Genomic DNA, 13,676 nt, shown 5'->3' on the forward strand with positions numbered 1-13,676 from the left:
GTAAAGACATCTTTTAATTAAAGTAACCCTTTACCATCAAACGGTGGATCAACTCGCCGAATAAACTGTTGGCCCAAGCAAACCATGGGCGCGTATAATCGGTCGGGGAATTCGGATCGAACCCTTCATGCATGTACCCCGTATCCGCATCCGTCCGCATCAGTATCTCCAGAAGCTCACTTACTTCGGTTTCATCTTCTGAGGTAAGAGCCTGCATCGCCAGACTGATCGGCCAGATATACCCTTTTGGCGTATGCGGGCTTCCAATGCCTTTGGCATATTCCCCCTCAAAGTGGTATGGGTTATCACTACTTAGCACAAATCTACGCGTATTCTGATAGACTGGATCGTCAGAGGTCGTGTAACCCAAATAAGGAATCGACAGCAAACTGGGAACATTAGCGTCATCCATCAGGTTGTAATTGCCGAATCCGTCTGTTTCATAGGCATAGATCTTCCCGTACTTGGGATGAAGATAAGTGCCGTAGGTTTGAATGCCAAAGTCAATCTCTTCTCGAAGCTCCGCCGCAAGATGTACGCATTCTTGATCGTCCCATACAAGCTGGGCAATTTCCTCCATATAACGGAGCACCACGACCGCAAACATATTTGCGGGAATCAAATAACCGAACGTACAAGCATCATCGCTTGGCCGAAATCCGGACCAAGTCATCCCTGTATAATTTACGGGCATTCCCATCCGATTATTACGCAATGTATCACTTGGCGGACAATCTATGCGGGCGAATCGGTAAGGAGATTGTTCGGCATGTCTTTGTTCGGTTTTCCATAGCGAGATAATCGTGTGAACCGCTGACCGGAAGGAATCATCGAACATATCCGTCCGTCCGGTCGCCTTCCAAAACAAGTATGACAGTTGGATTGGGTAACAGAGCGAATCGATTTCGTATTTGCGTTCCCAAATCCACGGATTCAGCTCGGTCAGATCCTGATCGTACCTATTATCGTTCGCTTCCTCATTAAACGCATTCGCATAAGGATCGATATGAATATAAGCGACTTGCCTGCGAATCAAGCCCGCTACTATTTCCTGCAGTTCTTTGTCTCCGGCCGTAAGCGGTAGATAATGCCTCACCTGCGCACTGGAATCCCTTAACCACATCGCCGGGATATCCCCGGTGAATACAAATGCGGTATTGTCGTTCATTAGTTTGGTCGTCGTTTCAAGTGTATTCGGATAGCAGTTCTTGAACATGGCGAGCAGCTTCGGATGCCCAGCAAGCTTAATCTCCGCTTCTTCAAGCAAGGAAGTGACAGAATTAGGCAAAGTCATTATTTCCAATCCCCCAGAATATCCTTATAGGCTTCCAAATAATCATCGACAAGCAGTTTAGCAATGGAATAGGAATTAACAAGCGGATGAACAGTGAGTGCCTGAATGGCTAGATCACGCGATTTATGTTTGACAGCCTCAACGGTCAGACGCTCAAACAGCTTCACATTTTTCATTAGCAAGCTCATTTCCTCCGGCACGGAACCGATATGAACTGGCTTTGCCCCGTCTTTCGTGATTATGCAAGAAATTTCGACGACGTCATCATCCGCGAAACCTTCGATGCTGCCTTCATTCGGTACAGATAAAACGATGTTGTTGGTCTCTCCCGTTTGCAACGACTCCACAAAATCCAGCATGACACCTGCATAGCCAAGTGAGTTAGGCAGCTCCAGCTTATCTGTCGGTAGAACAGGCTTCGACTCCGAGTTGGTTTCAATCGCCATATAAGAAGCTTCCCTTTTTTGCGTATAGTACAAATAGGTTTGAATGGCTTCATCCGGGTTGCTCTCAATATCCATCTTACGTAAAATATCCAGCATTTCCTTATTATTCTCTGCGATCATCTGGCCGCGCGTCATACCTGATTTAACGATATTGGCGAAAGCCTTTTCACGGTGGTAATAATAGTACAAATATTCATTCGGCAGAAAAGGAAGTGATTTCAGCAAATCGGTGTCGAACATTTTGAATTCATCCACCCGACTTGTAAAATCAGGATCATTCTTAAGCTCCGCCATAATGTCTTTGCCTTGGTAAATCACTTTAGTCATCCATGACAAATGGTTAAGCCCAAAAAATTCAACTTCAAGCTCCTTCGGATCGATCTCTAACGCTTCCGCCATTCGCAGCTTCGTATGGCTTGGCGAATCACAGATCCCGATCACCTTATCGTAGCCCGCATTTCGCAAGGCTTGCGTAACGAGCCCAGACGGGTTCGAGAAGTTAAAGATCCAGGCCTGGGGTGCAAGCTCTTTAGCAATCTCGCAATATTCCATGAGAACTGGAATCGTCCGAATGGCCATCGAGAAGCCTGCTGGTCCAGTTGTTTCTTGACCTATCACGCCATGCTTTAGAGCGATCTGCTCATCAATATACCGTGACCATTCCTTACCTACACGTACCGTAGTTACAATGTAGTCCGCACCCTTAATCGCTTCGCGGCTATCTGTTGTCGTCTCCAGCTGAAGGTTAATTCCACTGCGGTCGATTACGATCTGGCATAATTTCGAAATAACAGTAAGCTGCTCCGCATCCGTATCATGAAGAACAAGCTTAGTAATCCCGGCATCTTCGGCTTTTAAAGTTAAGCTTTTTGTAAATAACACGGCACGAACCCCGCCGCCTCCAATTAAGGTCAATTTCATAATTACGCCTCCATACGTTCTTTGATGTGATCTCCGAATTGAAGGATAAAGGCCTCAAGCCTATCCTTGTCCGGTGTACCCGTGCTGCCGCCATGAGCTCCGACAGATAGTGCTCCGCAAACATTTCCGTACTGCAAGCAGGTTTCCACATTTTGACCCGTCAAATGTCCATAGATATAACCAGCGTTAAAGGAATCCCCTGCACCAGTTGTATCTACAGTCTCAGCTGGAAATGCCGAGTGATACGTGATCCGGCCTTCCTTCATGGCTACGGCCCCTTTTGGACCGAGCTTAACCACAATATGATTGGAATAGCTCGCCATAAAGCGTAAGCTTTCTTCTATATGATCGAAGCCTGTGTAATGAAAAGCTTCCGTTTCGTTCATTAGAAACACATCAAAATAAGCCATTAAATCGAAAACACCCTTAAACCACTCGCCGGAATCATCCCAGCCTACATCGCAAGAAAGGGTTAGCCCCATCTCCTTCAATCCTTTGGCCATCGCTATGAATTCTTCGTGGTTGCGTCTTCCTCTATATCCGGTCACGTGGACATGTTTCCCTTGAGCGAATTGCGACAAGTCCAAATCCCTTATTTGAAGCTCCATATTGGATCCCCCATATGTGATAAAAGACCGATCCGTCTCGGGATTAATCGCAATCGTGATACCGGTGTTACTCGTTTTACTCGTTGCAATCAAGCTGGTATCGATACCATATTGACCGAATTGCTCTCGAACATAATGGCCGTTTCCATCATCCCCCAGAACACCGTTAAAAGCTACATGAAGCCCGAGCTTAGCGAGTGAAATCGCGAACAAAGCCGCTCCCCCGCCAACATGCATCGTCATATTATCAACGAAAATCTCCTGACCAGGCTGAGGAATTTGATTAAGTCCTGCCACAACAAGATCTATATTGGCGTCACCGATGACCACCGCATCAAATTTTTTCAATATACTCTCCCTCTCTCAATCCAGATAAATATTTATGCTTTTACGCTTCTCTATATCTATGTTTTTCTATGCTTATTTGTCTTCCTGATAAGGACCACAGCTATTACGGACAACTAGCTTGTGTTTCAAAATGATATCTTCCTTCGGCGTTTCCGCATCCCCTGTAATCAAACCAAGCAGCGTTTCCACCGTAACTTTCCCCATATCCTGAATAGGCTGCTCCATCGAGGATAACTGTGGACGAACCAACTCCGTCAGTTGGCTTCCATCGAATCCAATGATCGAAATGTCGTCCGGAACTTTCAACTGATGGTCATGAACGCAATTCATAGCCCCTACAGCCATATCGTCACTCACCGCAAATATAGCGGTTGGATGGGTACCGCAAGCTAGAATCTCTTTCATGAGATTGTATCCGCTTTGTATTTTATAATCACCGAACCGAATGAATTCATCTACGATTGGGATGTTGCGCTCGGATAGAGCACCGCGGTAACCGATGTAGCGATTTTGGCCGGAGGTCACGTCTCTCATGTCGCCCCCAATAAACCCAATTCGTTGATGTCCAAGCTCTATCAAATAATTGGTTGCGTCGAAGGCTGCCGCGTAATCATCAATAATCACAGAAAGGAACGTTTGATCCGATGGCCTTACACTTGAGAAAATAATTGGAATATCCAGCTTATTCAAAAATGCCCGGATTTCATCATTCAATTTTTCGTGCATAATGATAATGCCGTCTACACGCATTTCATTAAATACGTTTAAATATTTGAACTCTTTATCGGTATCCTCAATAATGTTACACACCAGAAGATTGTACTCATTAAGACTCGCTGTTTCTTCAATACTGCTTAGAATGGTGGAGTAAAAGCTTGACGTAAGGTCTGGGACAATGACACCGATGAGGTTCGTCTTTTTCCGTACCAGACTCCTTGCGATATGACTAGGCGCGTAGCCGAGCTCGTCAATAGCTCTCTTCACTCTAGCTTTTAGATCGTCCTTTACATACTTCTCTCCATTAAGCACCCGCGAAACCGTAGTCACGGAAACGCCCGCTTGTTTGGCGACATCCTTAATCTTCGGAGCCAACCTTGTCACCCTACCTTCTCTAAAACTAGTTCTCTTCCAACGAATATCTTAGCTTTTAACTGCACCCTCTGTGATCCCAGCGATGAATTGTCTGCTCACAATGAGGAAGAAGACAATCAATGGAAGGGTAGCCATAAGAGCTCCAGTCATGACCATGGAATAGTCTGCTGTATGAGCCGATTTTAATTGCTGTAAGGCCAACATTAACGTGAATTTGGATGTGTCTGTCAATACGATCAAAGGCCACAAGTAATCTTCCCATACGCCCATAAACGTCGTGATAGCGAGAAAGGCAAGCGCAGGTCTAAGAATCGGCAAAGCAACATGCCAATAAAGTCCAAATTTATTACAGCCATCGATTCTCGCTGCCTCGAGCAAATCATCATGAATCGCTAGCGCATATTGCCTGATCCAGAAAATTCCGAATGCACTTGCCATGCCCGGGATAATCAAGGCTTTATAGCTTCCCAGCCACCCGAACTCCTTAATGATGATGAATTGCGGAACGAGCAGCATTTGCGCAGGAATCATCATCGTGGCCATCATGGCAAAAAACAGCAATTTAGAACCTGGGAACTTAAACTTGGCAAACGCAAATCCAGTCAATGAATTGAAAAACAATTGAAGCGTGCAGCTAATCAATGCAATGAAAACCGTGTTGAAGAAGGCACGAACAAAATTGCTTTTCTCCAATACATGATGAAAGTTATTCATAAAATTAGTTCCGAACGTTAACTTCGGAGGAAAAGCAAACATCGCACTGGTCTCATTCGTTGACATGACGATAAGCCAGTAAAATGGAAATATAGAAATCGCGACTCCGATCATCAATAAAGTATTTACGATTATCTTTTTGGTCAACACTTCAACAGTCATCTTGTATTCTCCTTTTTATCAATCATCCGATCTGTTGAAAAACTTCCAATTGAGGACGGATAATAAGCCGATGATGATGAATAACACCCATGATACCGCAGCTGCATAACCATAATTCTGATAATTAAAACCTTCCCGGAACATATAGAGAACGATCGTATCGGTACCCGGGTATGGCGGTTGATTTCCAGCTAATACTTGAGGCTCCGTGAAAATTTGAAACCCGCCGATTGTTGACATCATCACGGAGAACAAGATGATAGGTCTGAGCATGGGTATCGTAATTTTGGTGAAAGTTTGAAATAAGGTAGCGCCGTCCAGCTCAGCTGCTTCGTATAGATCTTTGGGAATCCTTTGCAAGCCCGATAAATAGATGACGGCGTTATACCCCATATATCTCCATGAAATCATGGCTGCAATAACGACTCTGGCTCCAAATTCAGAATTTAACCATGCGATCTTATGAAGGCCGATTTTTTCCATCAAATAGTTAATTAGCCCGTACTCGTTGCCGAACAAGGACTGAAAGATAATGACGACAGCCACCATAGCTGTTACATTCGGAAGAAAATAGGCAATTCTGTAAAAACCTTTGAATCTTACGATGGATAAATTGATGATATAGGCGACAACCAATGCGCACAGAAGCTGCGGGGCGTTCCCCAATATCCAAAGTGCGATATTGTTGACTAACACCTTCCAAAAAGTCGGATCATGGAACATATAATCAAAATTCTTGAATCCAACATATTTCATTTCCCCAATCCCATCCCATTTATGTACGGCTAAGTACATCGAGAACAAAATGGGAAAAACCGAAAAGATCAGGAACAAAAGATAAAATGGAGAAATAAATAGATACAGTGTTCTGCTCTTATAAATTTCTTTAAAAAGACCTCCCATGCTATTCCTCCGCTAATTGGATGCGGCGAGGAAGCCAGCTTCCTCACCTAAATCCATTATTTCATTCATTTTCTTACCAATTACGGCTTAGCGTGAAAGCTGCCTTTTAATTTTATCCTGCGCATCTTTCCAAGCCTTTTCTGGGTCTTTCTTCTGCGTGTCAATTAAACCGATTTCATCCGTCAAAGAAGTACCCACCATATCGTCTCTTGCATCGACAGGTGCGATTTTTACATCTTTTGCTGCATCAGCGAATATCGGACTCAGATCTTGGTTTGCGAAGAACTCATTTTTATTGACCATATCGGGTTTCGTGTAAACTTCCGGCGTAGACGGATAGTTACCAAATTCCTTATATCCAGCAACCAGATTGTCAGGGCTCGTAAGGAATTTAATCACTTCATAAGCTTCTTTCGGATTTTTCGTCGATTTCAACAATCCGAAGAATGATCCTCCTTGATTACCCACACCACCAGGCGGGTAGGCAATCTGCCATTTCCCCTTCGTGTCAGGAGCTGCGCCAATCAAATCACCAACTGCCCATGATGCCCCGATGAAGGAAGAAACTTTGCTGTTGTTCATTGCGGCATTTTTCTCTGCATCACTAACATTGGGATACGTTAAGCCTGATTGGTAGGCTTTCACAGCCATATCCCAAGCACCTTTGATATGTGCTTGATCTCCAATATATTTCCCATCTTCCGTAAAATAGCCTTGGCTATTTTGGCCGATGATGTTTCTGAAAACATCCACAATGGATAGTAATTGTGATCCTGTTGCGTCTTTCACTTTCTGCTGAAGATTGAAATAATCGCCCCACGTCTTCACTTCGCTCTTAATGGCTTCCGGCGTGCTCGGCACCCCCGCTTTCTCAAACAAATCTTTGCGGTAGTACATAACAAGAGGAGCAACATCGATCGGCAAGCCGATCAAATATTTATTGTCTGCAGACGCAGCCATTTTCCATTTCCAATCCAAATACTGGGGTTGAATGTCCTTAGCGCCTTGATCGTATAAATTCACGAATTTTTCTTTGTAAGGTAGCATGGAAGTAACCCAGCTATCCATCGCTACGATGTCCGGCCCGCTTCCTCCGCCTGAGATTGTTGTTTTTAATTTGGTTGCGTAATCCCCCCCGGACGGAAGTTTCTGTGCTTGCAAATCAATATTCGGGAATTTTTTCTTAGCGGCATCAATCGTTGAATCGGATATCGCACCGTTCCAATACCACATCGTTAACGAAACCTTCTGGTTAGAAGCGCTTTCATTTTGATTAGAACTAGTCGTAGTTGGTTTTTGCGTCGAAGTACTCGTATTATTTTGGTCACCACAGGCAGAAACGACAAGAATCAAACTAAGAGCTAGTGGCACACTGGACAATGCTTTAATTTTCATAGTCTTGTTCCTCCGATTAAATGAAATTTGGATAATCATATTAGACATTTGTAATTCCAAGGCTCATTTCAGCTTTCCCCAAACACATACGACGCCATCTTATTTCACGTTATTCATGGCGCTTGCACCACCCTATATGCATTCTTTAGCATAAACATTTCGTCTAAGAATTATTTCTGGTATCGATACCAGAATGATGGGCAAAACGTTCGCAGGGGCTAACCACCTTCCTGTGTAAGATTACAACAATCTGGTATCGATACCAGATTTAGCGCTAAATATCCAAACTAATTGTATCTGAATAAATAATGCGATTTCTGGTATCGATACCAGAAAGTTTACTGTGCTTCTGGTTCATAGTATAAATCGATTATCTTCTTTTGACAATGGCATAAATTTACAAAGGTTAAAATTTTCGCTCTATGAATCTCATTCATTCATAAAGTATTGTATTATACAAATATTAAGGTGATCGAGGTGACACTAAATATATGAAGCTAGAAGTGAAAACGGTACAACTAGCGGACATTGTTCCGCAAATATATCGAGCCGATTATTTTCCGTTTCGTCCGAATGAGCGAATTGGTCCGCGTAAATCGTTCGTGCATTCGTTTGTATACATCTATGAAGGCAAAGGTTTAATAACGATTGGAACAACCGTTTATTCCTGTGCCAGAGAAGAGCTATTTTACATTCCGCCAGGCATGCCTCACTCTTTTCATGCGGATCACCAGCATCCGATGGTTCATGCTTCGATTTACTTTGATTGGATCAACACGATACCTCGAGTGGGAGATATGTCTTTGTTTCATTTCGGAGACCAGATCTGTGATCCTTCCGAGTGCTCACCTAACGTCGTATTTCAGAATATGCCTGCGATTCCTACCAAAGTGCACGCCCCCAAGCAGATGAGATGGATGGAATTATATCTTCATATCATCGAAAATATCGAGCAGACACAACAAGATGCCAAACTTTTTAGAAGGGCTGCCTTTGAGCAATTTGTTTCAGAATTGGCGAACCTTTGGCGAAACCCTACCCTTAAAAGTGACAGAAGAATGCAATTGATCATGAAGCAAATGAAGGAATTTCCTCAACATAATATTTCTATTGAGAAATGGGCTTCGCAACTAGGGATTAGCACTTCCTATTTGCACAAGTTATTCATCCAGGAAATAGGCATGAGCCCTCATTCATATGCGATTAAATGCAAGCTGGAGAGAGCCAAGAAGATTCTGCGTGAGACCAATCTGTCTATCACCGACATCACGGAAGACCTAGGTTTTGGTTCCATCCACTACTTCTCGAGATTATTTACGCAAAATTATGGTGAGTCACCCTCTGCTTATCGCAAACGTTTAAGGGAGGGATATTAAAAGATTAGGATAGTTTTGTACAAATGTAATACATTCCTTCAAAGACAGCTCATAGTGCTTTTGTTATTCTAAATGTGAGTTTCCATCCAGATTGGTGGTTCACTCAGAATAACAATACACTTAGAAAGAATGTGAATCTATGAAATCGTTTAAATCTATTCGTTACCGCCAAGTCCATCTGGACTTTCATACGTCCGAGCACATTACTGGCGTTGGTAGCAATTTCGATGAAGAACAATTCATCTCTTGTTTGCAAAGTGCTCAAGTAGATACCATCAACGTCTTCGCTATGTGCCATCATGGTTGGAGTTATTTTGACACGAAAGTCGGGAAGCCCCACCCTCATTTGGAAACGAATTTATTGCCGCGCATGTTAGATGCTTGCAGCAAAAATGACATCGAGGCTCCGATCTATATTACCGTAGGATTTAACGAGCTTTCTGCCCGCGAGCATCCAGATTGGGTGGCAATCGCCCCCGAAGGTGATGACCCTTACGGTCCACCGAAATCAGCAGGTCCAGAAGCGCCTCGTTCGACCGGCTTTGACGGTTGGCATATGCTGTGTTTGAATACACCGTATTTACAGTATCTTCTGGACTACACGAAGGAAGTCATGGAGAGATTCCAGCCTGTTGGAATCTTTTACGATATCGTCGGAGAATATCCTTGCGTCTGTTCTTTCTGCCGCGACAGCCTCAAAGAAATGGGTCTTGATGAAAACAACCCGGATCACCGTAAGCAATTGGCCAAAAAAGTGTATTTGAATTACTTGCAGAAAACATCCGAACTAATCTGGTCCCTTAACCCGGAAACCAGACTGTATCATAACTGCTGTACGGAAAAAATGGGTGAAAAACAATACTACCCTTACTACTCGCATTACGACATCGAATCGCTGCCGACAGGCGGATGGGGTTATGATTACTTCACCAGCATGGTTCGGTACATTCGCAAACAAGACTTCCAGTATCTTGGAATGACAGGGAAATTCCACAAATCGTGGGGAGAATTTGGCGGATTCAAAAATCCAGCCGCATTGAAGTATGAATGCCAGCAGATGCTAGCCTTCGGAGCAAGAATTTGTATTGGGGATCAGCTTCACCCTGATGGACGAATGGACGAAGAAACCTACCGGATTATTGGGGAAGCTTTCGATGGGATTGCGGCCAAAGAACCATGGTGTAAGGATACGACTAGCGTAGCCGAAATTGCCATCCTTTCAGCCAATGCACTAATGGATGCGGAAGATAGCCGAACAAGCGATATGGGTGCTTATATGATGCTTGAAGAGGGCCACTATTTGTTCGATATCATTGATGACTCAGTGGACTTCTCCGTCTATCGAATTATCGTACTACCCGACTGTATACGAGTATCTGATGCCTTACAGCGCAAACTTGAAGATTATATAGCTGGCGGCGGAAATCTGATTATGAGCGCAGAAAGCGGGCTTCGGTCGGATCGCCCCGAATTTGCCTTGGATCTAGGCGTGGAGTTCGATGGGAAATCAGAGTGGGATGTGGATTACACCCTTGTTACTGATCAACTAACAGGTTCGCTTGTGAGATCCCCTTTTCTCAATTATGAATCGGGTTATAAAGTTCGGGTCGATAGAGCTGAGGTATTGGCCCAAAGCTACAGGCCTTATTTCAACCGGAGGTACGGGCATTTCTGTTCGCATCTTCACGCTCCGGCCAAAGAAGAAGCGGATTATCCGGCAGTTATTAAACACGGCAATATCATCTATCTCGCCCAACCGCTATTTAGGTTGTATCGGAAGCACGGCGTACAGTTGTATAGGGATTTATTCCTTGCATGTGTCAAACAGTTTATCTCGGCTCCAACGGTGAAAACCGATCTTCCTTCGGCTGGGAAAGTAAATTTGACCCGTCAATCCAATGGGACTGATTACGTGCTGCATTTACTCTATGCCGTCCCCATCTTGCGGGGAGATACCCAAGTCATCGAAGATGTGCTGACTTTAAAGGATATCTCCGTTCAGATCAAATTGGATGAGAAGGTTAAACAAGTCATGCTGCTGCCTGAGATGACGATGATACCTCATAGGACGGATGATGATGGTTATACTTCTGTTTCTGTTAATCTAACTGGTCACCAGATGGTTCTTTTTGAAACCTAAATAAAAGTAAACGGCTTCGCCTTCCTAGAGCGAGAGCGCATGTAAGGTTGATGCAAAGCAAGCTGTGGTTAAGGCTTACATTCGCTGCTCATCCTTGTAAAGTTGTATTTTGTGCAACTATAGGCAAGCTAATCCGCGTTTCCACGCGAATTGTTGCATAACATACACAAATTCCAGCCAATAGTAGCTCTATAGCCTTTAAAAAAGGATGAATTGTTGTACAGCATAGATCGTCGATTCATTCATTATGTCTTCCTCACCACTTGTAGGTATGACTTAAAATGGTAATATGGAATCGTTCATCCGTTTTGTGATTAGTTTTGGGTATTGTGGTTACCAATGTTGCATTTTCTACAACAATTCACAAGCCTAAGGGCTATTTCGCAACTTGAAGTTGCAGTTTGTACAACATTTTGAACCCATTTGTTACGAAATGGCCTATATAGGACCAAATTGTTGTACATTATGCAACAACGAAGGGGGAAAGGCGAGATTAAGGAGAAATTGTTGCACTTTTTACAACATCACTCAACCGCGAATATGGATGGCATCCTCAAGTGAGCACATAGGTAGAAGGACTCCGATTTAAGACATCTGAATATAGAAGAAAATTGAATGAATGAATCGACGATCTCCAACATACAACATTCATAGCATGCCGAGAAGAAATCAAGAAAATTGTTGTTTTCGCCATATCCCCTAATCCAAAAAAGCCGTCAGGATATTCCTGACGGCTTTTTTCTATTTTACCAATCTCGATCTAATACTAAAAGCCTCGCAGCTGTTCCGATCTATGTATGCTTCGTATCTTTCTCGTCCTTATACCATGAATCGCCATGATACATCCAATGAGTCCGGCGCCGCCAGCGGCAAACCCTGCCAGTACATCGCTTGGATAATGAACGCCAAGATAAATGCGGCTTAACCCGATACATACAACCACAACGATAGTAACAACCGGAATTAGCCAGGCAGCTTTCCAAATTTTACGCACATTGGTCCACAATAAGTAGCCGATCAATCCATAGAATAAGCTAGACACCATCGCATGTCCACTAGGAAAGCTGAAGCCATTTTCTTCTATTAACCACATTCCAACAGGGCGCTCACGCTGAAATAGAGCTTTAAGCAGTTGATTCAACCCCCACGCTGTCAATACACCAATGAGCAGTACAAGCGTCTCCCATTTGTGCTTAAATTTGATCAGTAGGATCAGGGCTACAACAACGAATACAATGAATTCTGTTATCGCTTTTCCCATTGTAGTAAAAAATAAAGCAATCGGTGTTACAGCGTCACTCCTCAGTGAACGTACAGTACTACCAATACTCTCATCAATTTCCTTTAACCAGCTAGATGACAAGCTTTGAGACAATAGAACAAAACCGATTAACAACACGCAGGCTGCTCCAAATCCCCAGAATAAATCTTTGTACAACGTTTTCCCCTGCATAACTTAAGTTCTCCCCCTACTAAACTTCTATGTACGATTTTCCCGGTCGCGAGTCCTTAGTGCCTGTGTCTTTTTCAGAAGCAGCGGTATTAACGCAAAAGCGATGTACATTCCCACTGCGGCATAAAACTTACCCGAACCAATATCTTGCAGTGATGCGCCAAAAACGTTATAAACAACGGCGCCTGGAATTATTCCAATCAGCGTTCCCCACGTATAGTCCCAGAAGCGAATTTTGGAAAGTCCTGCCCCATAACTGACGCCATCAAAAGGAAAGAAAGGCATTAGCCGCATATACAGGACGACCATAAAACCTTTTTCCTCGGCCTTCTGATCGAAAGACTGAAGCTTCTTATTTCGCAAAATCCGCTGAAAGCTCTTGCGGCCCCATTTTCGCGTAATATAGAAAGAGAGCATCGCCCCGGCACCAGCCCCAATCATATCATAGATAGTCCCCCAGAAAGCACCAAACACATAGCCTCCATACAGAGTCAACGGTGTTGCCGGAAATAACACCAATGGACGCAGCGTATAAACAACAATATATAGCAGCCCACCAAGTGGACCTAGGTTTCGCAGCCAATCGGTCAGCCAATCCAAATCCAAGCGCTCCCATACACCGGTCCATTTCAAAACGAGCAGACCAGCAACAGCGATTAAAAACCATAATAATAGTAACCAGAGCGATTTCGAGCGCGCCATGGCTCCCCTCCTTTACCCTGTATTCTTGAGTTCCATCTTACACAAAGCAAGGGCTACATATCAACCCATTGGCATGCAAATGAAAAAAGCCCCACCCGCTGAAGACGAGTGAGACTCCTAAG

At 43.8% G+C, this 13,676-nt stretch carries 11 protein-coding genes; 2 read left to right on the forward strand and 9 right to left on the reverse strand.

The genetic code is table 11. The features are described from left to right. Nucleotides 1-13 precede the first annotated feature (13 nt). From ASG85_RS08250 to ASG85_RS08280, 7 genes are all read right to left on the reverse strand, one after another. Nucleotides 14-1,294: a glycoside hydrolase family 125 protein gene (locus ASG85_RS08250; RefSeq protein WP_060645899.1), complete on the reverse strand. Its 1,281-nt coding sequence runs from the start codon at nucleotides 1,292-1,294 to the stop codon at nucleotides 14-16. Next, a complete protein-coding gene (locus ASG85_RS08255) occupies nucleotides 1,294-2,661 on the reverse strand; it encodes a glycoside hydrolase (protein WP_057304195.1) in 1,368 nt (455 codons plus the stop codon). The genes ASG85_RS08250 and ASG85_RS08255 overlap by 1 nt, the downstream gene beginning before the upstream one ends. Before the next feature lie 2 nt (nucleotides 2,662-2,663). Then, nucleotides 2,664-3,617, reverse strand: coding sequence for a carbohydrate kinase family protein (locus tag ASG85_RS08260; protein WP_060645900.1), 954 nt, complete (start codon nucleotides 3,615-3,617; stop codon nucleotides 2,664-2,666). Between the two features lie 72 nt (nucleotides 3,618-3,689). Beyond that, entirely contained in the window at nucleotides 3,690-4,709 is a 1,020-nt protein-coding gene (locus ASG85_RS08265) for a LacI family DNA-binding transcriptional regulator (RefSeq protein ID WP_060645901.1), read from the reverse strand. Nucleotides 4,710-4,757: 48 nt separating this feature from the next. Then, nucleotides 4,758-5,585: a carbohydrate ABC transporter permease gene (locus ASG85_RS08270; protein WP_060645902.1), complete on the reverse strand. Its 828-nt coding sequence runs from the start codon at nucleotides 5,583-5,585 to the stop codon at nucleotides 4,758-4,760. Between the two features lie 18 nt (nucleotides 5,586-5,603). After that, a complete protein-coding gene (locus ASG85_RS08275; protein ID WP_060645903.1) occupies nucleotides 5,604-6,488 on the reverse strand; it encodes a carbohydrate ABC transporter permease in 885 nt (294 codons plus the stop codon). A gap of 87 nt (nucleotides 6,489-6,575) precedes the next feature. Next, nucleotides 6,576-7,883, reverse strand: coding sequence for an ABC transporter substrate-binding protein (locus tag ASG85_RS08280; protein ID WP_060645904.1), 1,308 nt, complete (start codon nucleotides 7,881-7,883; stop codon nucleotides 6,576-6,578). Between the two features lie 491 nt (nucleotides 7,884-8,374). On the opposite strand from ASG85_RS08280, the gene ASG85_RS08285 reads away from it, so the two are divergent. Both ASG85_RS08285 and ASG85_RS08290 read left to right on the forward strand, forming a co-directional pair. Next, nucleotides 8,375-9,259 carry an AraC family transcriptional regulator gene (locus ASG85_RS08285; protein WP_060645905.1) on the forward strand — a complete coding sequence of 295 codons (885 nt, stop codon included), beginning with the start codon at nucleotides 8,375-8,377 and terminating at the stop codon, nucleotides 9,257-9,259. 139 nt (nucleotides 9,260-9,398) lie between these two features. Then, nucleotides 9,399-11,399 carry a beta-galactosidase trimerization domain-containing protein gene (locus ASG85_RS08290; protein ID WP_060645906.1) on the forward strand — a complete coding sequence of 667 codons (2,001 nt, stop codon included), beginning with the start codon at nucleotides 9,399-9,401 and terminating at the stop codon, nucleotides 11,397-11,399. Nucleotides 11,400-12,165: 766 nt separating this feature from the next. Here ASG85_RS08290 and ASG85_RS08295 read toward each other — a convergent pair. Then, a complete protein-coding gene (locus tag ASG85_RS08295; RefSeq protein WP_060645907.1) occupies nucleotides 12,166-12,852 on the reverse strand; it encodes a phosphatase PAP2 family protein in 687 nt (228 codons plus the stop codon). 27 nt (nucleotides 12,853-12,879) lie between these two features. Beyond that, nucleotides 12,880-13,554, reverse strand: a complete 675-nt coding sequence (locus ASG85_RS08300) for a TVP38/TMEM64 family protein (protein WP_057304186.1) — start codon at nucleotides 13,552-13,554, stop codon at nucleotides 12,880-12,882. Between the last annotated feature and the right edge of the window lie 122 nt (nucleotides 13,555-13,676).

Source organism: Paenibacillus sp. Soil724D2, assembly GCF_001427935.1.
Taxonomy (GTDB): Bacteria; Bacillota; Bacilli; order Paenibacillales; family NBRC-103111; genus Paenibacillus_E.